At 63.1% G+C, this 22,824-nt stretch carries 25 protein-coding genes; 12 read left to right on the forward strand and 13 right to left on the reverse strand.

What is annotated here, in order from left to right:
* The first annotated feature begins 72 nt into the window (after window positions 1–72).
* Complete coding sequence (locus OZ911_RS00290; protein WP_016489937.1) at window positions 73–960, forward strand: lysophospholipid acyltransferase; 888 nt, start codon at window positions 73–75, stop codon at window positions 958–960.
* 167 nt (window positions 961–1,127) lie between these two features.
* Here the strand turns inward: OZ911_RS00290 and OZ911_RS00295 are convergent, their stop codons facing one another.
* Genes OZ911_RS00295 through def form a run of 5 tightly spaced genes read right to left on the reverse strand, consistent with a single transcriptional unit; the run spans window position 1,128 to window position 5,651 of the window.
* A complete protein-coding gene (locus tag OZ911_RS00295) occupies window positions 1,128–1,436 on the reverse strand; it encodes a tetratricopeptide repeat protein (RefSeq protein WP_023048056.1) in 309 nt (102 codons plus the stop codon).
* Between the two features lie 11 nt (window positions 1,437–1,447).
* Entirely contained in the window at window positions 1,448–2,821 is a 1,374-nt protein-coding gene (trkA, locus tag OZ911_RS00300; RefSeq protein ID WP_016489939.1) for a Trk system potassium transporter TrkA, read from the reverse strand.
* A gap of 23 nt (window positions 2,822–2,844) precedes the next feature.
* Window positions 2,845–4,155 carry a 16S rRNA (cytosine(967)-C(5))-methyltransferase RsmB gene (gene rsmB / locus OZ911_RS00305; RefSeq protein WP_070086802.1) on the reverse strand — a complete coding sequence of 437 codons (1,311 nt, stop codon included), beginning with the start codon at window positions 4,153–4,155 and terminating at the stop codon, window positions 2,845–2,847.
* On the reverse strand, window positions 4,152–5,084 hold the full coding sequence (gene fmt / locus OZ911_RS00310) for a methionyl-tRNA formyltransferase (RefSeq protein WP_060519815.1): 933 nt from the start codon (window positions 5,082–5,084) through the stop codon (window positions 4,152–4,154). The genes rsmB and fmt overlap by 4 nt, the downstream gene beginning before the upstream one ends.
* Window positions 5,085–5,144: 60 nt before the next feature.
* On the reverse strand, window positions 5,145–5,651 hold the full coding sequence (gene def, locus OZ911_RS00315) for a peptide deformylase (protein ID WP_012269876.1): 507 nt from the start codon (window positions 5,649–5,651) through the stop codon (window positions 5,145–5,147).
* A gap of 206 nt (window positions 5,652–5,857) precedes the next feature.
* On the opposite strand from def, the gene dprA reads away from it, so the two are divergent.
* The 4 genes from dprA (at window position 5,858) to OZ911_RS00335 (ending at window position 9,109) form a co-directional block, all read left to right on the forward strand.
* Window positions 5,858–6,955, forward strand: a complete 1,098-nt coding sequence (dprA, locus tag OZ911_RS00320) for a DNA-processing protein DprA (protein WP_023047731.1) — start codon at window positions 5,858–5,860, stop codon at window positions 6,953–6,955.
* Between the two features lie 42 nt (window positions 6,956–6,997).
* Window positions 6,998–7,555: an L-threonylcarbamoyladenylate synthase type 1 TsaC gene (tsaC, locus tag OZ911_RS00325; RefSeq protein ID WP_011953122.1), complete on the forward strand. Its 558-nt coding sequence runs from the start codon at window positions 6,998–7,000 to the stop codon at window positions 7,553–7,555.
* Between the two features lie 317 nt (window positions 7,556–7,872).
* Window positions 7,873–8,316: a hypothetical protein gene (locus OZ911_RS00330; protein WP_016489943.1), complete on the forward strand. Its 444-nt coding sequence runs from the start codon at window positions 7,873–7,875 to the stop codon at window positions 8,314–8,316.
* Window positions 8,317–8,800: 484 nt separating this feature from the next.
* Entirely contained in the window at window positions 8,801–9,109 is a 309-nt protein-coding gene (locus OZ911_RS00335) for a hypothetical protein (protein WP_023047733.1), read from the forward strand.
* A gap of 354 nt (window positions 9,110–9,463) precedes the next feature.
* On the opposite strand, the gene OZ911_RS00340 is transcribed toward OZ911_RS00335, so the two are convergent.
* Window positions 9,464–10,441 carry an NADPH:quinone reductase gene (locus OZ911_RS00340; protein WP_023047734.1) on the reverse strand — a complete coding sequence of 326 codons (978 nt, stop codon included), beginning with the start codon at window positions 10,439–10,441 and terminating at the stop codon, window positions 9,464–9,466.
* A gap of 134 nt (window positions 10,442–10,575) precedes the next feature.
* On the opposite strand from OZ911_RS00340, the gene hemF reads away from it, so the two are divergent.
* Window positions 10,576–11,487 (forward strand): oxygen-dependent coproporphyrinogen oxidase, encoded by a 912-nt coding sequence (gene hemF / locus OZ911_RS00345; RefSeq protein WP_016484228.1) that lies wholly within the window; start codon window positions 10,576–10,578, stop codon window positions 11,485–11,487.
* Between the two features lie 25 nt (window positions 11,488–11,512).
* Window positions 11,513–12,337, forward strand: coding sequence for a shikimate dehydrogenase (aroE, locus tag OZ911_RS00350; RefSeq protein ID WP_016484229.1), 825 nt, complete (start codon window positions 11,513–11,515; stop codon window positions 12,335–12,337).
* Window positions 12,338–12,467: 130 nt separating this feature from the next.
* Here the strand turns inward: aroE and OZ911_RS00355 are convergent, their stop codons facing one another.
* The 3 genes from OZ911_RS00355 to betC all read right to left on the reverse strand — a co-directional run bounded on the left by OZ911_RS00355 (window position 12,468) and on the right by betC (window position 16,615).
* Complete coding sequence (locus OZ911_RS00355) at window positions 12,468–14,033, reverse strand: SulP family inorganic anion transporter (protein WP_023047115.1); 1,566 nt, start codon at window positions 14,031–14,033, stop codon at window positions 12,468–12,470.
* A gap of 126 nt (window positions 14,034–14,159) precedes the next feature.
* Complete coding sequence (gene choX / locus OZ911_RS00360; protein WP_023047114.1) at window positions 14,160–15,083, reverse strand: choline ABC transporter substrate-binding protein; 924 nt, start codon at window positions 15,081–15,083, stop codon at window positions 14,160–14,162.
* A 14-nt stretch (window positions 15,084–15,097) separates the two neighbouring features.
* Window positions 15,098–16,615 (reverse strand): choline-sulfatase, encoded by a 1,518-nt coding sequence (betC, locus tag OZ911_RS00365; RefSeq protein WP_031311669.1) that lies wholly within the window; start codon window positions 16,613–16,615, stop codon window positions 15,098–15,100.
* 108 nt (window positions 16,616–16,723) lie between these two features.
* Here betC and OZ911_RS00370 point away from each other — a divergent pair, with 108 nt between their 5' ends.
* Window positions 16,724–17,623: a choline sulfate utilization transcriptional regulator gene (locus tag OZ911_RS00370; protein ID WP_023047112.1), complete on the forward strand. Its 900-nt coding sequence runs from the start codon at window positions 16,724–16,726 to the stop codon at window positions 17,621–17,623.
* A 31-nt stretch (window positions 17,624–17,654) separates the two neighbouring features.
* Here the strand turns inward: OZ911_RS00370 and OZ911_RS00375 are convergent, their stop codons facing one another.
* On the reverse strand, window positions 17,655–18,209 hold the full coding sequence (locus OZ911_RS00375; protein WP_023047111.1) for an NAD(P)-dependent oxidoreductase: 555 nt from the start codon (window positions 18,207–18,209) through the stop codon (window positions 17,655–17,657).
* A gap of 52 nt (window positions 18,210–18,261) precedes the next feature.
* On the opposite strand from OZ911_RS00375, the gene OZ911_RS00380 reads away from it, so the two are divergent.
* Complete coding sequence (locus tag OZ911_RS00380; RefSeq protein WP_016484235.1) at window positions 18,262–18,594, forward strand: DOPA 4,5-dioxygenase family protein; 333 nt, start codon at window positions 18,262–18,264, stop codon at window positions 18,592–18,594.
* 111 nt (window positions 18,595–18,705) lie between these two features.
* Here OZ911_RS00380 and trpA read toward each other — a convergent pair whose 3' ends face one another.
* Together trpA and trpB are read right to left on the reverse strand one after the other, a co-directional pair.
* Window positions 18,706–19,515, reverse strand: coding sequence for a tryptophan synthase subunit alpha (gene trpA / locus OZ911_RS00385; protein WP_016484236.1), 810 nt, complete (start codon window positions 19,513–19,515; stop codon window positions 18,706–18,708).
* Window positions 19,512–20,729 (reverse strand): tryptophan synthase subunit beta, encoded by a 1,218-nt coding sequence (gene trpB, locus OZ911_RS00390; protein ID WP_016484237.1) that lies wholly within the window; start codon window positions 20,727–20,729, stop codon window positions 19,512–19,514. The genes trpA and trpB overlap by 4 nt, the downstream gene beginning before the upstream one ends.
* Before the next feature lie 110 nt (window positions 20,730–20,839).
* On the opposite strand from trpB, the gene OZ911_RS00395 reads away from it, so the two are divergent.
* A complete protein-coding gene (locus OZ911_RS00395; protein ID WP_060519829.1) occupies window positions 20,840–21,736 on the forward strand; it encodes a LysR family transcriptional regulator in 897 nt (298 codons plus the stop codon).
* On the opposite strand, the gene OZ911_RS00400 is transcribed toward OZ911_RS00395, so the two are convergent.
* Window positions 21,733–22,056 (reverse strand): ElaB/YgaM/YqjD family protein, encoded by a 324-nt coding sequence (locus OZ911_RS00400; protein ID WP_016484239.1) that lies wholly within the window; start codon window positions 22,054–22,056, stop codon window positions 21,733–21,735. The two genes, OZ911_RS00395 and OZ911_RS00400, sit on opposite strands and share 4 nt — an antisense overlap.
* A gap of 148 nt (window positions 22,057–22,204) precedes the next feature.
* On the opposite strand from OZ911_RS00400, the gene OZ911_RS00405 reads away from it, so the two are divergent.
* Entirely contained in the window at window positions 22,205–22,420 is a 216-nt protein-coding gene (locus tag OZ911_RS00405; protein ID WP_012269893.1) for a dodecin, read from the forward strand.
* Between the two features lie 100 nt (window positions 22,421–22,520).
* Entirely contained in the window at window positions 22,521–22,742 is a 222-nt protein-coding gene (locus OZ911_RS00410) for a DUF1161 domain-containing protein (RefSeq protein ID WP_016484240.1), read from the forward strand.
* Window positions 22,743–22,824 lie beyond the last annotated feature (82 nt).

Genomic DNA, 22,824 nt, shown 5'->3' on the forward strand with positions numbered 1-22,824 from the left:
TCGGACCAATACGCTACTGCGCTGCAGTCGACCAGTTACAATGCGCGCCTTGCTGAAATAAGGAATTCGCCTGTGGAAAAGTTCAAGGGCGCCCTGATGGTCGGGGTGCTGCGCCTGTTTGCCAAGCTGCCCTGGGGCGCTGTACAGCGCGTCGGCGCGGGTATCGGTTGGCTGATGTGGAAAGTGCCCAATGGTTCGCGCAACGTGGTGCGGATCAACCTGGCCAAGTGTTTCCCGGAGATGGACCCGGTTGCCCGTGAGCAGCTGGTTGGCCAGGCGCTGCGGGATATTGGCAAATCCTTTGTCGAAAGTGCCTGTGCCTGGATCTGGCCGCCGCAGCGTTCGCTGGAGCTGGTCAAGGAAGTGCACGGCCTGGAAGTGCTTGAGCAGGCTCTGGCCTCGGGCAAGGGCGTGGTGGGGATCACCAGCCACCTGGGCAACTGGGAAGTGCTGAACCACTTTTACTGTAACCAGTGCAAACCGATCATCTTCTATCGCCCGCCGAAGCTCAAAGCGGTGGATGACCTGTTGCGCGAGCAGCGTGTGCAGATGGGCAACCGCGTGGCGCCGTCGACCAAGGAAGGCATTCTCAGCGTGATCAAGGAAGTGCGCCGCGGTGGCCAGGTGGGTATTCCTGCCGACCCGGAGCCGGCCGAATCGGCAGGGGTGTTTGTGCCGTTCCTGGGCACCCAGGCGCTGACCAGCAAGTTCGTGCCGAACATGTTGGCGGGTGGCAAGGCGGTGGGTGTGTTCCTGCATGCGCTGCGGCTGCCGGATGGTTCGGGCTTTCGGGTGATTCTGGAGGCAGCGCCGGAAGCGATGTACAGCACCGATGTGACCGAATCGGCGGCGGCGATGAGCAAGGTGGTCGAGCGCTATGTGCGCGAGTACCCCAGCCAGTACATGTGGAGCATGAAACGCTTCAAGAAGCGCCCGGCTGGCGAGCCGCGCTGGTACTGAGATTTCTGGGGGCGCTTTGCGCCCCTTTCGCGGGACAAGCCCGCTCCCACATGGGATCGCGGTCACCTGAACGAGCGGCCTTGTGTCGCGATGTTCAGCGCAGCCCACGCTATCTCTGTGGGAGCGGGCTTGCCCCGCGAATGGGCTGCAAAGCAGCCCCGGCAATCTCAGGCCTTGTTGAGCTTCTTCAGGAATACGGCCATCTCCTTCTCGGCCTGCTTGTCCCCATGGGCCTGCGCCGCCACGATCCCGTCTTCCCAGGCCCTGCGCGCTGCCGCCAGGTCACCCTGCAACTGATGCGCTTTGCCCAGTAACTTCCACGCTGCGGAGTACTTGGGATCCTGCTCCACACACCGTGCCAGGTGCACCGCCGCTTCAGCGCCATTGCCTTCATCCAGCCAGGCCTTCCCCAGCCCGAACCGCAGCAATGGGTTATCCACACCCTTGGCCAGCATCTTCTCCAGCGATTCGCGCATGCCCTCTTCTCCTAGAAGAAACTCAAGCCAACGTGGAACAGCTTCTCCACATCCCGAATGTGTTTTTTATCCACAACGAACAGGATCACATGGTCACCCGACGCGATCACGGTGTCGTCGTGGGCGATCATCACCTCTTCGTCGCGGATGATGGCGCCGATGGTGGTACCCGGTGGCAGGGCGATGTCTTCGATGGCCTTGCCCACAACCTTGCTCGACTTCGAATCCCCGTGCGCCACCGCCTCGATGGCCTCGGCCGCACCACGGCGCAGCGAGTGCACGCTGACAATGTCACCCCGGCGCACGTGCGCAAGCAGGGTGCCGATGGTGGCCAGCTGCGGGCTGATGGCGATGTCGATATCACCGCCCTGCACCAGGTCGACATAGGCCGGGTTGTTGATGATGGTCATTACCTTGCCCGCGCCCAGGCGCTTGGCCAGCAGCGACGACATGATGTTGGCTTCGTCATCGTTGGTCAGGGCCAGGAAGATGTCGGCGTCGGCGATGTTCTCTTCGAGCATCAAGTCCTTGTCCGAGGCGCTGCCCTGCAGCACCACAGTGCTTTCCAGGGTATCGGAGAGGTGCCGGCAGCGGGCCGGGTTCATCTCGATGATCTTCACCTGGTAGCGGCTCTCGATGGCTTCGGCCAGGCGTTCGCCGATCTGCCCACCGCCGGCGATCACAATGCGTTTATTGGTTTCGTCGATGCGGCGCAGCTCGCCCATCACGGCGCGGATGTCCTTCTTGGCGGCGATGAAGAACACTTCGTCGTCAGCTTCGATCACCGTGTCGCCACGTGGGGTGATTGGCCGGTCGCGGCGGAAGATCGCCGCCACGCGGGTGTCGACGTTGGGCATGTGCGCGCGGATCTGGCGCAACTGCTGGCCGACCAGTGGGCCGCCGTAGTAAGCCTTCACCGCCACAAGCTGGGCCTTGCCTTCGGCGAAGTCGATCACCTGCAGTGAGCCTGGGTGTTCGATCAGGCGCTTGATGTAGTTGGTCACCACTTGCTCTGGGCTGATCAGCACGTCGACCGGGATATGGTCGTTGTCGAACAACTCTTCGCGTGTCAGGTAGGACGATTCACGCACCCGGGCGATCTTGGTCGGGGTGTGGAACAGCGAATAGGCCACCTGACAGGCGACCATGTTGGTTTCGTCGCTGTTGGTCACTGCCACCAGCATGTCGGCGTCGTCGGCACCGGCCTGGCGCAGCACCGTCGGCAGCGAACCGCGGCCCTGCACGGTACGGATGTCCAGGCGGTCACCGAGGTCGCGCAAGCGCTCGCCATCGGTGTCGACCACGGTGATGTCGTTGGCTTCGCTGGCCAGGTGCTCTGCCAGCGTACCGCCTACCTGCCCTGCGCCGAGGATGATGATCTTCATCCGCTACTCCCTACCGTTTGGTCTTATCCGCGTGAGGCGGCGATCTTGATCAGCTTGGCATAGTAGAAGCCGTCGTGGCCGCCCTCCTGGGCCAGCAACTGGCGGCCGTGGGGCTGGCGCAGGCCGGCCTCGGTGGCCAGGTCCAGTTCACGGGCGCCCGGGGTGCGGGCCAGGAATGCGCCGATCACGTCGGTATTCTCGGTCGGCAGGCTGGAGCAGGTGGCGTACAGCAGCATGCCGCCTACTTCCAGGGTCGGCCACAGGGCGTCGAGAAGCTCGCCTTGCAGTGTTGCCAGGGCCGGGATGTCGTCGGCCTGGCGGGTCAGCTTGATGTCCGGGTGACGGCGGATTACGCCGGTGGCCGAACACGGCGCGTCGAGCAGGATGCGCTGGAACGGCTTGCCGTCCCACCAGCTGGCGGTGTCGCGGGCATCGCAGGCGATCAGCTCGGCGTCCAGTTGCAGGCGGTCGAGGTTCTCGCGCACGCGGGTCAGGCGCTTGGCTTCAAGGTCGATGGCCACCATCTGCGCCAGGCCGGCTTCGGCCTCCAGCAAGTGGCAGGTTTTGCCCCCTGGGGCGCAGCAGGCGTCCAGTACGCGCTGGCCGGGGGCCAGTTCGAGCAAGTCGGCAGACAGCTGCGCGGCTTCGTCCTGCACGCTCACCCAGCCTTCGGCGAAGCCGGGCAGGCCGCGCACGTCGCAGGCCTCGGCCAGCACGATGCCGTCACGGCTGTACTGGCAGGCGCTGGCGTCAATGCCCGCGTCGGCCAGCAGTGCAAGGTACGCATCGCGGCTGTGGTGACGGCGGTTGACCCGCAGAATCATCGGCGGGTGGGCGTTGTTGGCGGCGCAAATGGCTTCCCACTGCTCCGGCCAGAAGGCTTTCAGTGCCTTCTGCAGCCAGCGCGGGTGGGCGGTGCGTACCACTGGGTCGCGCTCCATGCCGGCGAGCAGTGCTTCGCCTTCGCGCTGGGCGCGGCGCAGCACGGCATTGAGCAGGCCCTTGGCCCACGGCTTTTTCAGCTTGTCGGCACACCCCACGGTTTCGCCGATGGCGGCGTGGGCCGGAATGCGGGTGTAGAACAACTGGTAAAGGCCGACCAGCAGCAGCGCCTGCACATCGGCGTCGGCGGCCTTGAAAGGCTTTTGCAGCAGTTGCGCGGCCAGCAGGTCGAGGCGTGGCTGCCAGCGTGCGGTGCCGAACGCCAAGTCCTGGGTCAGGCCACGGTCGCGTTCATCGACCTTGTCCAGTTGTGCTGGCAGCGAGCTGTTCAGCGAGGCCTTGCCACTGAGTACAGCGGCAAGGGCACGGGCAGCGCCGAGACGTGGGTTCATTGGCCCAGCACCTTGCCAGCGGCGAACTTCTCGCGGCGGCTGTTGAACAGGTCGCTGAAGTTCAGCGCCTTGCCGCCGGGCAATTGCAGGCGGGTCAGGCTCAGCGCCTGGTCGCCGCACGCAACGACCAGGCCGTCCTTGCTGGCGGACAGGATTTCGCCCGGGGCGCCCTTGCCTGTGGACAAGTTGGCGGCCAGCACCTTCACGCTTTCGCCATCGAGGGTGCTGTGGCACACCGGCCACGGGTTGAAGGCGCGGATCAGGCGCTCCAGCTCGACGGCCGGGCGGGTCCAGTCAATGCGCGCCTCGTCCTTGTTCAGCTTGTGGGCGTAGGTGGCCAGGGCATCGTCTTGCGTTTCACCTTGCAGCGAACCGTCGGCGAGGCCAGCGATGGCCTGAACGACTGCGGGCGGGCCCATTTCGGCCAGGCGATCATGCAAGGTGCCGCCGGTGTCGTCGGCGCTGATCGGGGTGACCACCTTGAGCAGCATTGGGCCGGTGTCCAGGCCAGCTTCCATGCGCATCACGGTTACCCCGCTCTCGGCGTCGCCGGCTTCCACGGCGCGCTGGATCGGCGCCGCACCGCGCCAGCGTGGCAGCAGGGAGGCGTGGCTGTTGATGCAGCCCAGGCGCGGGATATCCAGCACTGCCTGCGGCAGGATCAGGCCGTAGGCGACCACCACCATCAGGTCCGGCTGCAGCGCGGCCAGTTCGGCCTGGGCATCGGCGTTGCGCAGGGTCTGCGGCTGGAACACCGGGATGTCATGGGCGACGGCCAGTGCCTTGACCGCACTTGGCATCAGCTTCTGGCCACGACCGGCCGGGCGGTCGGGCTGGGTGTAGACGGCCACGATCTCGTACGGGCTGTCGAGCAGGGCCTTGAGGTGTTCGGCGGCAAACTCTGGAGTGCCTGCAAAGACGATGCGCATGGAGTTCTCGCTTCAAAATAGAAAAAGGCTTGCCGGAGCAAGCCTTCAGGAAGGGGGGGATCAGGCTTGCTGGCGGTGCTGCTTTTCCAGCTTCTTCTTGATCCGGTCGCGTTTGAGCTGCGACAGGTAGTCAACGAACAGCTTGCCGTTGAGGTGATCGAATTCGTGCTGCACGCACACCGCCAGCAGGCCTTCGCATTCCAGCTCGAACGGCTTGCCGTCGCGGTCCTGGGCCTTGACCCGTACACGCAGCGGGCGGTCGACGTTCTCATAGAAGCCAGGCACCGACAGGCAGCCTTCCTGGTACTGGCCCATGTCGTGGGTCAGCTCTTCGACCGTGGGGTTGATAAAGACGCGCGGCTCGCTGCGGTCTTCGCTGAGGTCCATGACCACGACCTGCAGGTGCACGTTGACCTGGGTGGCGGCCAGGCCGATACCAGGGGCTTCGTACATGGTTTCAAACATGTCGTCGATCAGCTGACGCAGGGCGTCGTCGAACTCCGTCACCGGTTTGGCGATAGTGCGCAGGCGCGGGTCCGGGAATTCGAGAATGTTCAAGATGGCCATAAGGTCAGGCAGTCACTGTGCGTTCGGTTGAAAACTGAGCACACATAATAAAGGGAAACGGGGATTTCGGCACCTGGCAAGCTCGTCTAGGGTGTCTATGGGCTTGATAGCCCCCAGCCAATGGACAGGTTTTCAAAGTGTTACTCACAGAGTTATCCACAGGTTGTGCCACGTAGATGGCCCTGTTTCGATCAAGGACGATCCCCATGCCCAGTTACCATTCGTCGCTCTGCCCGCCTGCCGAACTGGAGGCGCGATTACGCCTGCATCGCCTGCCCGAGACAGGACTGCGACGTTTTCGCACCTTGCTGGATGCGTTCGGCAGCGCCTCTAGCGCGCTTAGCGCTCCCGGTTCGGCCTGGCGAGCGTTGGGCATCCCCCAAGCCACCATCGATGCCCGGCGCAGTGCCGAGGTCCGCGATGGCGCGCTGGCCGCAATGGCCTGGTTAGAGCGCCCCGGCCAGCATTTGCTGATGTGGGACGGCCCTGGCTACCCAGCCTTGCTGGCAGAAATCGACGATGCCCCGCCGCTGCTTTTTGTTGCTGGCGACCCGGCCTTGCTCGACCGCCCTCAGTTGGCCATCGTGGGCAGCAGACGTGCCACACCCCCGGCGCTCGACACAGCCCGGGCATTTTCCCGCTACCTTGCGCAGGCAGGTTTCACCATTACCAGCGGGCTGGCGGTAGGCGTCGACGGTGCCGCTCATCGGGCTGCGTTGCAGGCTGGTGGGTGCACGATTGCCGTGCTCGGCACGGGGCTGCAAAAACTTTATCCACAGCGCCATCAAGAGCTTGCGCAGGCGATGATCGACAACGGCAGTGCGCTGGTTTCCGAGTATCCGCTGGACGCCGGGCCACTGCCCGGCAACTTCCCACGGCGCAACCGCATCATCAGCGGCTTGTCGCTGGGCGTGCTGGTGGTCGAGGCCAGCTTGGCCAGTGGCTCGCTCATCACGGCGCGCCTGGCGGCCGAGCAAGGCCGTGAGGTGTATGCCATTCCGGGTTCCATTCACCACCCGGGGGCCAAGGGCTGTCACCAGCTGATCCGTGACGGGGCGCTGCTGGTGGAAAGTGTGGAGCAGATCCTGGAAAGCCTGAAGGGTTGGCAGAACCTGCCGCCTGCAGTTGTGGACAGGTTCGACCATCCCCTGCTTGCCCTGCTGCATGCAGCGCCTCAAACCAGCGAAAGCCTCGCACACTGCAGCGAGCTGCCGCTGGCCGAAGTGTTGGCGCAGCTGACCGAGCTGGAGCTGGAAGGCCGGGTCAGCAATGAAGCGGGGCGTTGGTTTGCCCGCGCGGGCTAAGTACACTGCGCATAAGCAAGGTATTCAGGCGGAGAAGCAGCAATGGTGAGCAGTTTTCGTGTGCAACAAGCCGCACGTGAGATCCGGGCGGGCGCAGTTATCGCCTACCCGACGGAAGCGGTCTGGGGCCTGGGCTGCGACCCGTGGAACGAGGACGCGGTGTATCGCCTGCTGGCGCTGAAATCGCGGCCTGTGGATAAAGGGTTGATTCTGATCGCTGACAACATCCGCCAGTTCGACTTTTTGTTCGAGGACTTTCCCGAAGACTGGATCGACCGCATGGGCAGCACCTGGCCGGGGCCGAATACCTGGCTGGTGCCGCACCAGGACCTGCTGCCCGAGTGGGTGACCGGGCAGCATGACACGGTGGCGCTGCGCGTCAGTGACCACCCGGTGGTGCGTGAACTGTGCGCACTGGTGGGGCCACTGATTTCCACCTCGTGCAACCCCGGCGGGCGCCCGGCGGCGAAGACCCGGTTGCGGGTGGAGCAGTACTTCCACGGCCAGCTGGACCTGGTGCTTGGCGGGGCGCTGGGCGGGCGGAAGAACCCGAGTGTGATTCGCAACCTGGCAACCGGCGAGGTTGTGCGCCCGGGCTGATACCGCTGGCGAGGGCTTCGCCCTCGATCGCCGGCAAGCCAGCTCCCACAGGTACTGCACATGGCTTGAAGCCGGTGCGCTCGGTGTGGGAGCTGGCTTGCCGGCGATTGGGCGGCAAACCCCTGCAGATTTTTCTGATTTTGTCTCGAATGGTTGGCCGGCACGTAGTTCGGGAAAATTCCTACTGCCCGCGTCGTCAGTCGTCACCTTCCCTGCAGAACCCCCTCCCTCTAGCTTGATGGCCAGGCGTCGCATGGGCGGCGCTCGATCTTTGCGCTAGCAAAGGCCGTCGTCATTCGGCGGGAGCACTGGGACAAATGCCGCTATTCGAAAATGCCGAATACCTGATAAGGGCGAATCTCGAGCAGCTTGCGTCCAACCATCGGGTCAGAGCGGTGGAAATCGGTAGATTCACCGCCGATCAGTTCGAAGCGATCAATAGGCAGAAAGAAGGGCAGGATTTGCCGCTGCTGGAGGACCCAGGCATCGTCTTTATTGGTAGCCATGCCTACAGGAGCCGGGTATTACGGGATGGTTACACCATCGATGACATGGTTCTGCAGATTGAGGCAGCATTGGCGGTGACATCGATCTGGAAAGGCGCCACGCACATGACGGCCCTTCGCAGCACGATTGGCCGCAATGATGGCTATGGCAATGAGGTCCTTGATGAGGCGATTTTTGAACTGACGGCCCGCAAGCCCAAGGCAGAGCTCTATTCCATCATCCCTAAAGGGGATAGAAACAAGCCCAAAAAATAAAGGCCGCTTAAGCGGCCTAAAGGGTGGGGATGCACTCGCCCGGATAACTTGAAACTCAACCGGCGCACCAGTACATCCACAAGCACAAAGGCTACCCTTCCGAATCTTTACGGTCAAGCCGGGACCTTTTTCTAGCGCGCTGTGCATGCGCTTCATGTTGGCTTTTACTGGATCAGGGTTTTCTGATTTTTGCCAAAATGGCTGTCCAGTTGGCCACTTCGGAAATATCCTACGAGCCGCGTCCTCTGCCATCACCTTCTCAGTGGGAACCTCTGCCCTTAGGCTTAAACCGTCGCCGAATAACTTGGCGATCGGGTGTGGTAACCCGGATGTGCGAATTCTGAATGGCAGCCATGGCGGCTGTGCGCGGGAGGCTTTCGAGCCTGCCGGGTTTGGGATTCGTCCGGTTTACCACCCCGCGTGCAGCTGCCACCCATTTCGTGTGGTAACGGATTGAGCGGCCGCCCTGATCAGGTGAATTCCCATGAGCAAGAAAATAGTCCCCGATCCACCCCTTCCATGCACCTCCACCCGCCCCTTCGGCCGCTGCGACGCCGGCCATGACCCGCTCTTCACCGTCAACCCGAACATTTCCGCCGAGGACGCTCTGGTCCACGTAGCCCTGTACCTGCGCAGCGCCTACGAAACCGGCTACAAAGCCCTGGACTACATGCGCGAAGAGGGCCGTGGCATGTTCTGGTCGAACCTGCATGCGATTGAAATGGCGGAGGGTGTGATTGAGGCGATACTCGATGGCATCGAGTCGACACCGCAGCCGCAAAAGAAGGTGTGAGGGCTGACAGGTGCCTGCCTTGAGGGTTTCAGCGCCTGTGACATCGAGCGCCGCCCGCGCGGCGCTTCGCGGGGCAAGCCCGCTCCCACATTTGTTTCGGGCCAATCCCTCCTGGGAAGTCACCGCTGCCCGCTTTGTTTGTTCCATTTGATATCGAGGGTTGCGCAACTGCGGTTCCTCGATCTGCAGCCATGCACCAAAGCTGCAACCCACCTGACACAGGAATAATTGGCCCGAAACAAATGTGGGAGCGGGCTTGCCCCGCGAAGCGCCGCGCGGGCGGCGCTCGATGTCACAGGCGCTGAAACTCTCAAGGCGTGCGCCTGGCCGCCCTGACGCAATTCCCCGCTTTTCTCAAGGCAACAAAACAGTCGACCCCACAGTCCTGCGCGCCGACAGCTCTGCCTGCGCCTTGGCCGCCTCGCTCAATGGATACCGCTGCTGGATATCCACAACCAGCTTGCCACTTGCAATCATCGCAAACAGGTCATCGGCCATGGCCTGGGTGTTCTCGGCATTATTGGCATAGGTCGCCAAGGTCGGCCGGGTGACGTACAGCGAGCCTTTCTGCGCCAGGATCCCCAGGTTCACCCCGCTCACCGCGCCCGAGGCATTGCCAAAGCTCACCATCAACCCGCGTGGCTGCAGGCAGTCCAGCGAGGTGAGCCAGGTATCGGCGCCTACCCCGTCATACACCACCGGGCATTTTTTGCCGTCGGTCAGTTCCAGTACCCGCTTGGCCACATCTTCGTGGCTGTAGTCGATGGTTTCCCATGCCCCCAGCGCCTTGGCCCGCTCGGCCTTCTCGGCAGAACTCACGGTGCCGATCAGCTTGGCGCCCAGGGCCTTGGCCCACTGGCAGGCCAGCGAACCGACGCCACCCGCTGCGGCGTGGAACAGGATTACATCACCCGCCTTCACCTCATAGGTCTGCTTCAGCAGGTACTGCACGGTCAAACCCTTGAGCATCACCGCTGCGGCCTGCTCGAAGCTGATGTTGTCGGGCAACTTGACCAGGTTGGCCTCCGGCAGCGTATGTACTTCGCTGTAGGCACCCAGCGGGCCGCCGGCATGGGCCACGCGGTCACCCACCTTCAGGCGTGTGACACCCTCGCCCACAGCCTCGACCACGCCGGCCGCCTCAGTACCCAGGCCAGAAGGCAGGGACGGCGGAGCATACAGCCCGCTGCGAAAGTACGTGTCGATGAAGTTCAGGCCGATGGCGTGGTTACGCACGCGCACCTGCTGCGGCCCGGGCGGGGTGGGTTCGAATTCCACAAACTGCAGCACTTCCGGGCCGCCATGCTGGCTGAACTGGATACGCTTGGCCATCTCGCACTCCTGTAGTCGGGATCGGGAAAAGGCCTTCTATCGGACGCCTTTGCGTGATCGCCGTCAACTGCGGCGCGCGCGCTGGCGGTGGTATGCTACGCGCGAATTCTTCCCTGCCCGTTCCTGGTGACCCGATGACTAGCCGCACCGAGGCCGTGAAAGCCTACCTGCTCGACCTGCAAGACCGCATCTGCTCTGCCCTCGAAACAGAAGACGGCGGCGCCCGTTTCGTCGAGGATGCCTGGGTGCGCGAAGCCGGTGGCGGGGGCCGCACGCGGGTGATTGGCGACGGCAAGCTGATCGAGAAAGGCGGGGTCAACTTCTCCCATGTGTTTGGTACCGGTCTGCCCCCCTCGGCCAGCGCCCACCGGCCTGAACTGGCGGGCCGGGGCTTCGAGGCCCTGGGAGTGTCGCTGGTGATCCACCCGCACAACCCGCATGTGCCCACTTCCCACGCCAATGTGCGGTTCTTCATCGCCGAAAAGGAAGGTGAAGAGGCCGTATGGTGGTTCGGCGGCGGCTTCGACCTGACCCCATACTATGGCAACGAAGAAGACTGCATTCACTGGCACCGCGTGGCCGAACAGGCCTGCGCACCGTTCGGCGCCGACGTGTACCCGCGTTACAAGGCCTGGTGCGACCGCTACTTCCACCTCAAGCACCGTGGCGAGCCACGCGGCATCGGCGGCCTGTTCTTCGATGACCTGAACGAGTGGGACTTCGACACTTGCTTCGCCTTCATCCGTGCCATCGGCGATGCTTACATCAACGCCTACCTGCCGATCGTACAGCGCCGCAAGGACACGCCCTATACCCCGCAGCAGCGTGAGTTCCAGGAATACCGCCGCGGCCGCTACGTGGAGTTCAACCTGGTCTACGACCGTGGCACTTTGTTCGGCCTGCAATCCGGTGGCCGCACCGAGTCCATCCTCATGTCGCTGCCGCCTCAGGTGCGCTGGGGCTATGACTGGAAGGCCGCACCCGGCAGCGAAGAAGCACGCCTGACCGAGTACTTCCTGCAAGACCGCGACTGGCTCGGCCAGTAAGCCTGTGGATAACCAAGGAGCCGTCATGGACCAGTATGTCGTTTTTGGTAACCCCATCGGCCACAGCAAGTCGCCGCTGATCCACCGCCTGTTTGCCGAGCAGACCGGCCAGGACCTGGAATACGCCACCCTGCTGGCGCCGCTGGACGAGTTCAGCGATTGCGCGCGCGGCTTCTTCAAGCAAGGCAGCGGCGGCAACGTCACCGTACCATTCAAGGAAGAGGCCTACCGCCTGTGCGACAGCCTGACCCCGCGTGCCCAGCGCGCTGGCGCAGTGAACACGCTAAGCAAGCTGGCTGATGGCACCCTGCAAGGCGACAACACCGATGGCGCTGGCCTGGTGCGCGACCTGACGGTAAATGCCGGGGTCGAACTGGCTGGCAAGCGCATTCTCATCCTCGGTGCCGGTGGCGCCGTGCGAGGCGTGCTGGAGCCTATTCTGGCGCACAACCCGCAGTCCCTTGTGGTTGCCAACCGCACTGTGGAGAAAGCCGAGCAGCTGGCGCGTGAGTTCGATGAGCTGGGGCCGGTGGTGGCCAGCGGGTTTGCCTGGTTGCAGGAGCCGGTGGATGTGATTATCAACGCCACTTCGGCGAGCCTGGCCGGAGAAATGCCGCCGATTGCCGACAGCCTGGTCGAGGCGGGGCGCACGGTTTGCTACGACATGATGTATGGCAAGGAGCCGACGCCGTTTTGCGCGTGGGCTACCCGGCTGGGTGCGGCCAAGGTCCTCGATGGGTTGGGGATGCTGGCTGAGCAGGCGGCTGAAGCGTTCTTTATCTGGCGTGGGGTGCGACCGGATACGGCGCCGGTGTTGGCGGAGCTGCGCCGGCAACTGGCTCGGGGCTGAAATTGCCGGGGCCGCTTTGCGGCCCATTCGCGGCACAAGGCCGCTCCCACAAAGTACTGCGTACGCCGATCCTCTGTAGGAGCGGCCTTGTGCCGCGAATGGGCTGCGCAGCAGCCCCAGGATCTCAGCGTCACTCCTCAAACCGGATCGGACACAACTCCACCCCTTCCAGCTTCTGCAATTCCTCGATCACCTGCGGCCTGGCCCGGTGCAGGGTCAAACTCCCGCCCAATCTCCGCAACCGCCGCGCTTCGCGGTGCAACATATCCACACCCGAGTAATCGATAAAATTCACCTGCCGGGCATCGATCACTACATGCGGCCCCTGGCAGCGCTGCAAGCGCACCTGCAGGTAATGCGCCGCACCAAAGAAAATCGACCCGCCCACCCGCAACACATCCGCGTCCCCTTCCCGGCTTAGCTGCACCCGTGGCCGTGACGTGCGCTTGAGGTAAAAGAACAGCGAAGCCAGCACGCCTGCATAGATGGCCGTCTGCAACTCCAGCAACAATGTCGCCGCCGCCGTCAGCGCCATCACCAGAAACTCCGAGCGGCTGACCCGAAACAGCGCGCGAATCGCCCGATGGTCCACCAACCCCCAGCAGATCAGCAGAATGCTGCCAGCCATGGCGGGTATCGGCAGGTGCGCGATCAGGCCGGCGCCGGTAACGGCAAACAACGCCACCCACAGCGCCGAGAACACCCCAGCCATGGGCGAGCGGGCACCTGCCTCATAACTCAGGCCTGAGCGGGTGAAGGAACCGGCAGACAGGTAACCGGAGAAAAATGCACCGGCGATGTTCGACAGGCCCTGTGCGCGGATTTCCTGGTCGGGGTCGATCAGTTGTTCTGAACGTGCCGACAACGAGCGGGCAATCGACAGGCTGGTGACCAGCCCCAGCATGCCTACCGCCACGGCGCTGGGCAGCAGGCGCAGCATCAGTTCCAGATCCAGCAAAGGCAGCGGGCTGAAGGGTGGGAGTTGCCCGGTAAACGCCGCCACCCTTTGCACATGGCCAAAGTAGCCCGGCAACAGCCAAGCCAGCAGGCTGACCAGCATCAGGCTTATCAACAGGCTCGGCCAGCGTGGGCGCCACAGTTTGAAGGCTACGCCGATCACGACAGTGGCCAGGCCCAGAATAAAGGAAGGCAGGTCGACCTCCCCTGCATGGCTGGCCAGGTCCTGTACGGTTTTCAGTGCCGTGGCCTGGCTGGGCAGGTCCATGCCCAGCAGGTTGGGCAATTGGCCCAAGGCAATGACGATGGCAGCCCCCAGCGTGAAGCCGAGCACTACCGAGTGGGAGACGAAATTGACCAGCGCGCCAAAGCGCATAAGCCCGAGCAGCAACTGGAAGATGCCGCCGAGCAAGGTCAGCAACAGTACCAGGGTGATGTAATCGGCGCTGCCGGCCACGGCCAGCGGGCTGATGCTGGCGTAGAGCACGATGGAAATGGCGGCGGTGGGGCCGCAGATCAGGTGCCAGGACGAGCCCCACAGGCAGGCGATCAGCACCGGCACGATGGCGGCGTACAGGCCGTATTCGGCGGGCAGGCCGGCAATCAGGGCGTAGGCGATGGATTGTGGCAGGGCGAGGATGGCACCGCTCAGGCCGACCAGCAGGTCCTGGCGCAGGCTGCGGCCCGATTGGCGCGGGAGCCAGGTGAGGAAGGGCAGCAGGTGAATGATGCGATGCATGAGATATTCACATTTCCAAAGGTCCACTGTCCCCTGTGGGGCGGGTTTACCCGCGAATGCGTCGGTACATGCAATGCAGCATTCGCGGGTGAACCCGCTCCCACAGGGGGCGCGTCGTGTCTGAAACTACAGTTTGGCTTTCACGGCCTCCAGGGCATTGCCATCGGCCTTGGTAGTCACCCCAGCCAACCACCCTTCCAGCAACTCGGGATGCGTTTTAATCCAAGCCCTGGCCGCGTCATCAAAGCTGATCTTGTTATCCACAACCTCGGCCATGATGGCGTTTTCCATGTCCAGGGTAAATTTCAGGTTGCCCAGCAGCTTCGCCGCATTCGGGCACGCTTGTGGATAACCTTTGCGGGTCAGCGTGTACACTTCGCCCTTGGTGCCGAACCACTTTTCCCCACCGGTCAGGTAATGCATTTTCAGCTTCACGTTCATCGGGTGCGGGGTCCAGCCAAGGAAGGTGATGAACTGCTGTTTCTTCGCCGCCCGGTCGACCTGGGCCAGCATCGCCTGCTCGCTGGACTCCACCAGTTTCCACTGGCCAAGGTTGAATTCATTCTTGTCGATGATTGCCTTCAGCGACAGGTTGGCCGGTGCGCCGGAGCCGATCCCGTACAGCTTCTTGTCGAACTGGTCGGCATGCTTCTGCAGGTCGGCAAAATCCTTTACCCCGGCATTCCACACGTAATCGGGCACCGCCAGGGTGAACTCGGTTCCCTCCAGGTTGCGCGACAGCTGCTGCACATCGCCGTTGGCGATGAACTTGTCATGGAAGCCTTGATGCGCGGGCATCCAGCTGCCGAGGAAGGCGTCGACACGGCCGTCCTTGAGGCCGCCGTAGATGATCGGCACGGCCAGGCTGTCGATTTTCACCTGGTAGCCCAGGCTTTCCAGTAACAGCCGCGCCACGGCATTGGTTGTGGCGATATCGCTCCAGCCGGGGTCGGCCATTTTTACGGTACTGCATTGCGCGTCGCTGTCGGCGGCGTGGGCCGTGGCGGCGCCCAGGGCCAGGGCGAACACGGCGGCGGAGAACTTGTGCATGGCGGCCTCTCTTTTCAATCCAGGGGTGCGGGCTGTGGATAACGTGCCTTGCGCTCGAGGTCGTCGAGATCGATGTGGTTGCGCATGTACTGTTGGCTGGCGTCCACCAGCGGTTGGTGGTCCCAGCTTTTCAGCGTGCCGATAGCCAGCGCCTCGGCCACCAGGCGGCGGCGCCGCTGGCTGGCGAGTACCTGCTGGCGCAGGCTGGGGATATCCCAACGCTGTCGTGCTTCATCGGCAAATGCCTGCAGCAGCGCCTGGTGGTCCGGGCTGCCGGCGAGGTTCTCCCGCTCGTGCGGGTCGCGGCTCAGGTCATAGAGTAGACATGGGTCGTCTTCGCTGTACACGAACTTGTAAGGCCCGCGGCGGATCATCATCAGCGGGCCGACGGTGCCTTCGGCCATGTATTCGCCGATCACTTCATCGTGGCCGCCCTGCCCTTGGAGGTGGCCAAGCAGTGAGCGGCCGTCCAGGTGCAGGTTGTTATCCACAATGCCGCCAGCCAGTTCTACCAAGGTTGGCAGCAGGTCGCAGGTCGATACCGAGGCACTGACCCGAGCCGCCGCAAAGTGCTTGGGCGCATGGATCAGCAGCGGTACCCGCGCCGACATCTCGAACCAGTGCATCTTGTACCAGAGGCCACGCTCGCCAAGCATGTCGCCGTGGTCGCCTGAGAACACGATCAGGGTTTCGTCGGCCAGGTTGCACTCATCCAGGGTTTGCAGCAGCTGACCGATGTTGTCGTCAATGTAACTGCAGGCGCCGAAGTAGGCGCGGCGGGCATCGCGGATCTTGTCCACAGGCAGCGGCTTGTTCCACAGGTCGTAGACTTTCAGCAGGCGCTGCGAATGCGGGTCGAGCTCTGTCTGGCTCAACTCTGCACGGGGCATGGGGATATCCACACCCTCGTACCGGTCCCAGTAGCGTTTTGGAATGGTGTACGGATCGTGCGGGTGAGTCATCGAAACGGTCAGGCAGAACGGCCGACCGTCGTTTTCGCGCACATGGTCGTACAGGTACTGGCGTGCCTTGAACACCACCTCCTCGTCGAAATCCAGCTGGTTGGTACGCACGCACGGGCCGGCCTGCAGCACCGAGGACATATTGTGGTACCAGCTTGGGCGCACATCCGGTTCGTCCCAGTTCACTGCCCAGCCATAGTCGGCCGGGTAGATGTCGCTGGTCAGGCGCTCTTCGTAGCCATGCAGCTGGTCCGGGCCGCAAAAGTGCATCTTGCCTGACAGCGCAGTGCGGTAGCCCAGACGGCGCAGGTAGTGCGCATAGGTCGGTATATCGGCGGGGAAATCGGCGGCATTGTCGTAGGCGCCGATGCGGCTGGGCAGCTGGCCGCTGACCAGGGTGAAGCGTGACGGCGCGCACAGCGGGCTGTTGCAGTAGGCTGAATCGAACACCACCGCCTGCTCGGCCAGGCGGCTCAGGTGCGGCATCTGGACGGGCGAAGGGGCGTAGATGGGCATCAAGGGTGCGGCCATCTGGTCGGCCATGATGAACAGGATATTCGGGCGCGTCATGGTGGCTTCCATCGTTGAGGGTTATGCGATTTGCTTTCCTTCCAAGATGCGACTGCGGATAACATGGGTAAAGCCCATGCCGGGCAATAACTGGGATTAGCTGAGCTTATGTTTGAGCACCTTGCCGAGCTGTCGCTGGATACCTTGCGTGTGTTCGAAGCCGCGGCCCGCCTGCGGGGGTTTACAGCTGCGGCGCTGGAGCTGGGCACCACGCAACCGGCAGTAAGCCAGCAGGTGAAACGCCTGGAAGCCCAGCTGGGCACGCGCCTATTCGACCGTATTTATCGGGGCATCGAGCTCACCGAGGCCGGCCAGCTGTTGTTTGAACAGGTACACCAGGGCCTGCAAGCCATGGATGACGGCATTTCCCAGGCCAGCGGGCGCGGTCAGCGCGAAGTGCTGCAGGTGGCCACCGACTTTGCCTTTGCCGCGTTCTGGCTGATGCCAAGGCTGCAACGCTTTCACGAGGCTTATCCACAGGTGGATGTGAGCCTGGTGACCGGTGAACGCAGCCAGGGGATGTTGCGCCCGGACGTGGATGTGGCGGTGCTGTTTGGTGATGGGCGCTTTCATCAGGGTGAAAGCCGCTGGCTGTTCGATGAGGAAGTGTTCCCGGTGTGCAGCCCCCGGCTGACCGATGGCAAACCCTTGTCAGCCGTGGGTTTGCAACGATTGCCCTTGCTGCATTTGAAGGGCGAGCAGGCCAGCCGCTGGTTTGACTGGGCCGGCGTTTTTCGCGGGTTTGGCGTGGCCAGCCCACCGCCTGCGGGGCAGTTGCGGTTCGATAACTATACGTTGCTGATTCAGGCAGCGATTGCCGGGCAAGGGGTGGCGATCGGTTGGGGGCACCTGGTGGATGGGTTGGTGGAGCAAGGGTTGCTGTGCCGGCCGCTGCAGGGGAGTTTGCGCTCGCAGCGCGGTTATTACGCGGTGCTGCCGCCGCGCAAGCGGCGTGGGGCGCTGATCGAGCGGTTTGTGGGGTGGCTGGAGGATGAGCGCAGCCTTTGAGATTTTGGTGCTGCGCAGCAGCCCCGACGATCTAGACCACAAAGTTCAGATGCTCGCCCCGGTGCAGGTCCAGTTCCAGCATATCCGCCATCCCCGCCGCCACGCGTGCCCACCCCTCATCGGGCAACGCCTGCGGCATATTGATCAAGGTCCAGTGCAAAGCACTGCGCTGCAACCGATCAACCACCTGGTCCACATATGCCCGCTCTACCTCACTGTACTTGGCCGGCTCATCCAGCACAGCGAAATCGCCCACCAGCAACAGCCGGCGTATAGTCGTACGCTCAAGCCCCGCCACCAGCGCCTCGCTCAGGCGTGCTTGCCCCGGCAAGTCACCTGGCGCCAGCGCCGACAACAGGGCAATTACCGCCGAGCCGCCTGCCGCGCCCTGCTCTGCCTGGTCGGCATCGTCCAGCCCGCCTATCTTGAAGTGCAGGCCCGGGCGTGCGGTATGGCGGTTGAGGTCATCGACCACGGCGGTGACTTCGTGCTGGCGCGACAGCAGCTCGGCCATCATGGCTTTGCCCAGGCTGCTTTCAGGCCCGAACAGGACCAGTTTGAATACTGGGGTTTCGGCGTTTTTCACTGCATCACTTCCTTTGCAGGTGGTGATGGTTGGACCGCAATCAGGAGTTATCGTGCAGAGGATCAAGGGTTACCACGCCCACGTTTATTACGACGCAGCGACCATGGAGCAGGCGCGGGAGCTGTGCGAGGAGGCGACGCGGCTGTTTCCCGTGACCATGGGGCGCATGCATCAAAAGCCGGTGGGGCCGCATCCGGACTGGAGCTGCCAGCTGGCGTTCGGGCCTGAAGTGGTGGGGGTGGTTTTGCCTTGGTTGGCGCTGTACCGCAAGGGTTTGGTGGTATTCATGCACCCCGAAACCGGGGATGAACTGGCGGACCACCGGGATCATGCGATCTGGATGGGGGCCGTGCGGCCATTGAAGCTGTCGATATTTGGTGGGTAGATGTGTATTGCCTGTGCCGGCCTCTTCGCGGCACAAGGCCGCTCCTACAAGGCGATCGCAATACCCTGTAGGAGCGGCCTTGTGCCGCGAACGAGGGCGGAGCCCTCGCGATCAATTGCGAGCTGAGCGCACGCCTTCAGCCAGTGCCGAGCACAGGCTCAATACATCAGTCACCGCCTGATCGGCACTTTTGGCCTGGGCAATCTTGTCGACCAGCGCCGAGCCCACCACTACACCATCCGCCAGACGGGCGATGTTCGCAGCTTGCTCCGGGGTACGAATGCCGAAACCCACGCTGATTGGCAGATCGGTATGCCGGCGCAGGCGGGCAATGGCCTCGGTCACGTGCTCGGTGGTCGCTGAGCCGGCACCGGTCACACCGGCCACCGACACGTAATAGACGAACCCGGAGCTGCGCTCCAGCACGCGCGGCAGGCGCGCATCGTCGGTGGTCGGGGTGGTCAGGCGAATGAAGTCGATGCCTGCAGCCTGGGCCGGGGTGGCCAGTTCGGCGTCGTGCTCTGGCGGCAGGTCGACGATGATCAGGCCATCGACGCCCGCTTCCTTGGCTTCTGCCACGAACGTGTCCACACCAAAGCGGTGGATCGGGTTGTAGTAGCCCATCAGCACGATTGGCGTGGTGTGGTTATCCACACGGAACTCGCGCACCATCTGCAGGGTTTTGGCCAAGGTCTGGCCAGCTTCCAGCGCGCGCAAGGTGGCCAGCTGGATGGCCACGCCGTCGGCCATCGGGTCGGTGAACGGCATGCCCAGTTCGATCACATCGGCGCCGGCTGCTGGCAGGCCCTTGAGGATCTGCAGCGAGGCGTCGTAGCCCGGGTCACCCGCGGTGACGAAGGTGACCAGTGCCGAACGGCCTTCGGCCTTAAGTTCGGCGAAGCGTTGTTCAAGACGGCTCATGCCTGTTTCTCCTGGGCGGCCATGTGGCTCATGACGGTTTGCATGTCTTTGTCGCCGCGGCCCGACAGGCACACCACCATCAGGTGGTCCTTGGGCAGCTTCGGCGCGCGCTTGATGGCTTCGGCCAAGGCGTGGGAGCTTTCCAGAGCTGGAATGATGCCTTCCAGGCGGCAGCTGGCGTGGAACGCATCCAGCGCTTCGTCATCGGTGATGCTGACGTATTCGACACGTTTCACTTCGTGCAGGTAGGCGTGTTCAGGGCCGATACCCGGGTAGTCCAGGCCTGCAGAAATCGAGTGGGCGTCAGTGATCTGGCCGTCCGAGTCTTGCAGCAGGTAGGTGCGGTTGCCGTGCAGTACACCCGGCACGCCGCCGTTCAGGCTGGCGGCGTGCTTGTCGGTGTGCACGCCGTGGCCACCGGCTTCGACGCCGATGATCTGTACGCTTGGTTCTTCGAGGAACTCATGGAACAGGCCCATGGCGTTGGAACCACCACCCACGCAGGCAACCAGGCTGTCTGGCAGGCGGCCTTCCTTCTCTTGCAGCTGGGCGCGGGTTTCTTTGCCGATGATCGACTGGAAGTCGCGGACCATGGCCGGGTACGGGTGAGGGCCAGCGACAGTGCCGATCAGGTAGAAGGTGTCTTCGACGTTGGTGACCCAGTCGCGCAGGGCTTCGTTCATGGCGTCTTTCAGGGTGCCGGTACCGGCCGTGACCGGGACGATTTCGGCGCCCAGCAGTTTCATGCGGAACACGTTGGCCTGCTGGCGCTCGATGTCGGTAGCGCCCATGTAGATCACGCACGGCAGGCCGAAGCGGGCAGCGACGGTGGCGGTGGCCACGCCGTGCATGCCGGCGCCGGTTTCGGCGATCAGGCGCTTTTTGCCCATGCGCTTGGCCAGCAGCACCTGGCCGATGCAGTTGTTCACCTTGTGCGCGCCGGTGTGGTTGAGCTCTTCACGCTTGAAGAAGATCTTTGCACCGCCACAGTGCTCGGTCAGGCGCTCGGCGAAGTACAGCGGGTTGGGGCGGCCGATGTAGTCACGCTGGAAGTAGGCCAGCTCTTCGAGAAACTTGGGGTCTGCCTTGGCCGCTTCATATTCGCGGGCCAGGTCCAGCACCAGTGGCATCAGGGTTTCGGCCACGTAGCGGCCGCCGAACGAGCCGAACAGGCCATTGGCGTCGGGGCCGGGGCGGTATTGGGACTGGGTCATGGGGCGCTCCAGGGCGTAATGAATGAGTGATGGGCTTTACTGTAACCACGGCACGTCCGGCTGAAAACCGATAAGATTGCGCAAACTTGTCAGAAAAACTCACAGGTAAAATGGCCCACGATCTCCCTCCCCTGAATGCTCTGCGCGCCTTCGAGGCTACCGCCAGGCTTAACAGCGTCAGCCAGGCGGCTGAAGCGCTGCATGTTACCCATGGCGCTGTCAGTCGGCAGATCAAGGTGCTGGAGGAGCACCTGGGGGTGGCGCTTTTCGTCAAGGACGGGCGTGGCATCAAACTCACAGATGCCGGTGTGCGTCTGCGCGATGCCAGCGGTGAGGCCTTCGACCGGTTGCGCAGCGTGTGTACTGAACTCAGCCGCGATGTCAGCGAGGCGCCATTTGTGCTGGGCTGCTCGGGGAGCCTGCTGGCGCGTTGGTTTATCCCAAGGCTTGGTCGCCTGAAGGCGGATTTGCCTGAGCTGCGCCTGCACTTGTCCGCCGGTGAAGGTGATCTCGACCCACGTCGTCCAGGGCTCGATGCATTGCTGGTGTACGCTGAACCCCCGTGGCCGGCGGACATGCAGGTGCATGTGCTGGCTGAGGAGCGTATCGGGCCGGTACTTAGCCCGCATTTTGCCGGCTTCGATCGCTTGCGAGATGCGCCCGCCAAAGCCCTGCTGGACGAGGCCCTGTTGCATACCACCTCGCGGCCACAAGCATGGCCGACATGGGCAGGGCAACAGGGATTGGACCCGGCCGGGTTGCAGTATGGCCAGGCATTCGAGCATTTGTACTATTTGCTGGAGGCTGCGGTTGCTGGCCTTGGGGTGGCCATCGCGCCACAACCACTGGTGGCTGATGACTTGCGGGCCGGGCGCCTCAGCGCGCCATGGGGCTTTTCCCCTACCCGCGCAGCGCTGGCCTTGTGGGTGCCCCGGCGCGCCGCAGATGGGCGCGCCGAGCAGTTGGCGCAGTGGCTGCGCCGCGAATTGGAACGGCAGGCGGCTTAGTTGCGACGGGTCAGCAGGTAGGCCGCCAGCAGACCCAGGGCGCCAATCGCCACGCCCGCTGTGGTAACCGGGTGCTCCTGTGCGTACTCACGGGTGGCGATCCCGGTCTGGCGAGTGCGGGTCTTTACCTCCTCATAGGCATCGCTGAGCAAGCTACGCGAATGTTTCAGCGCGCTTTCGGCATTGCTGCGGATTGCCTTCACCGACTTCTGGGACTCTTCCGATGCGTCATGCTTGAGGTTTTCCAGGCTTTTCAGAAGGCTCTCGATCTCTGCTTCCATGCTTTCCAGGGATGATTTACGCAGCGAGTTGCGGTGCATGTTGACTCTCCTTTGCAGTATGGGCTGTAAGGTTGCGACCCTTGGCTTGCGCGAAAGTGCGATCGAACTTTCACCTTGGCGGACGGCTCGCAGGTAAACCGGGCCTACGCTGCTAGGCTGAATTTCACCGTTACCAAGGAGCGTGAACATGACTGACCATCACACGTACAAGAAGATCGAGCTGGTGGGCTCCTCGCCAACCAGTATCGAAGACGCAATCAACAATGCCCTGGCTGAAGCCGGCAAGAGCATCAAGCACCTGGAATGGTTCGAAGTGGTGGATACCCGTGGGCATATCCGCGACAACAAGGCGGCGCACTTCCAGGTCACGTTGAAGGTGGGCTTCCGTATCGCCAATAGCTGAAACATTGCGGGACTGGATGATCCCGGCTTGATGGGGTATTTAGAAGAGAGGCGCCTTGGCGGCGCCTTTTCTGATTTCATCTGCACAAGGAAAGCGATCGATGAATAAACTGATTCTGGCGCTTGGCCTGATGACACTGGCCGGTGGTGCGCTGGCGGCGGGCAAGCCGTGCGAGGAACTGAAGGCGGAGATTGCCGCCAAGCTCGATGCCAAAGGGGTTACTGGCTACAAGCTGGAGATCGTCAACAAGGGCGAGCCGGCCGGCAAGGTGATTGGCAGCTGCGAGGCGGGTACCAAAGAGATTGTGTACCGTCGCGGTTGATGCGTTTGCTTTTTCGCGGGCTCGCCCGCTCCCCCAGGTAATACACAGGGTCAGGCACCCGTGCAGTCCTGTGGGAGCGGGC

The organism is Pseudomonas fortuita (assembly GCF_026898135.2).
Lineage (GTDB): Bacteria > Pseudomonadota > Gammaproteobacteria > Pseudomonadales > Pseudomonadaceae > Aquipseudomonas > Aquipseudomonas fortuita.

Excerpts from the sequence above, each read along its gene's own strand:
- betC (WP_031311669.1), bottom strand. The coding sequence starts at position 16,615 with ATGACGCGCCCGAATATCCTGTTCATCATGGCCGACCAGATGGCCGCA.
- dprA (WP_023047731.1), top strand. The coding sequence starts at position 5,858 with ATGCCCAGTTACCATTCGTCGCTCTGCCCGCCTGCCGAACTGGAGGCG.
- trpA (WP_016484236.1), bottom strand. The coding sequence starts at position 19,515 with ATGAGCCGTCTTGAACAACGCTTCGCCGAACTTAAGGCCGAAGGCCGT.
- OZ911_RS00295 (WP_023048056.1), bottom strand. The coding sequence starts at position 1,436 with ATGCGCGAATCGCTGGAGAAGATGCTGGCCAAGGGTGTGGATAACCCA.
- fmt (WP_060519815.1), bottom strand. The coding sequence starts at position 5,084 with ATGCGCATCGTCTTTGCAGGCACTCCAGAGTTTGCCGCCGAACACCTC.
- hemF (WP_016484228.1), top strand. The coding sequence starts at position 10,576 with ATGACTAGCCGCACCGAGGCCGTGAAAGCCTACCTGCTCGACCTGCAA.
- OZ911_RS00335 (WP_023047733.1), top strand. The coding sequence starts at position 8,801 with ATGAGCAAGAAAATAGTCCCCGATCCACCCCTTCCATGCACCTCCACC.
- OZ911_RS00370 (WP_023047112.1), top strand. The coding sequence starts at position 16,724 with ATGTTTGAGCACCTTGCCGAGCTGTCGCTGGATACCTTGCGTGTGTTC.
- OZ911_RS00340 (WP_023047734.1), bottom strand. The coding sequence starts at position 10,441 with ATGGCCAAGCGTATCCAGTTCAGCCAGCATGGCGGCCCGGAAGTGCTG.
- def (WP_012269876.1), bottom strand. The coding sequence starts at position 5,651 with ATGGCCATCTTGAACATTCTCGAATTCCCGGACCCGCGCCTGCGCACT.
- choX (WP_023047114.1), bottom strand. The coding sequence starts at position 15,083 with ATGCACAAGTTCTCCGCCGCCGTGTTCGCCCTGGCCCTGGGCGCCGCC.
- OZ911_RS00395 (WP_060519829.1), top strand. The coding sequence starts at position 20,840 with ATGGCCCACGATCTCCCTCCCCTGAATGCTCTGCGCGCCTTCGAGGCT.
- OZ911_RS00410 (WP_016484240.1), top strand. The coding sequence starts at position 22,521 with ATGAATAAACTGATTCTGGCGCTTGGCCTGATGACACTGGCCGGTGGT.
- OZ911_RS00405 (WP_012269893.1), top strand. The coding sequence starts at position 22,205 with ATGACTGACCATCACACGTACAAGAAGATCGAGCTGGTGGGCTCCTCG.
- tsaC (WP_011953122.1), top strand. The coding sequence starts at position 6,998 with ATGGTGAGCAGTTTTCGTGTGCAACAAGCCGCACGTGAGATCCGGGCG.
- rsmB (WP_070086802.1), bottom strand. The coding sequence starts at position 4,155 with ATGAACCCACGTCTCGGCGCTGCCCGTGCCCTTGCCGCTGTACTCAGT.
- trkA (WP_016489939.1), bottom strand. The coding sequence starts at position 2,821 with ATGAAGATCATCATCCTCGGCGCAGGGCAGGTAGGCGGTACGCTGGCA.
- OZ911_RS00355 (WP_023047115.1), bottom strand. The coding sequence starts at position 14,033 with ATGCATCGCATCATTCACCTGCTGCCCTTCCTCACCTGGCTCCCGCGC.
- trpB (WP_016484237.1), bottom strand. The coding sequence starts at position 20,729 with ATGACCCAGTCCCAATACCGCCCCGGCCCCGACGCCAATGGCCTGTTC.
- aroE (WP_016484229.1), top strand. The coding sequence starts at position 11,513 with ATGGACCAGTATGTCGTTTTTGGTAACCCCATCGGCCACAGCAAGTCG.
- OZ911_RS00330 (WP_016489943.1), top strand. The coding sequence starts at position 7,873 with ATGCCGCTATTCGAAAATGCCGAATACCTGATAAGGGCGAATCTCGAG.
- OZ911_RS00400 (WP_016484239.1), bottom strand. The coding sequence starts at position 22,056 with ATGCACCGCAACTCGCTGCGTAAATCATCCCTGGAAAGCATGGAAGCA.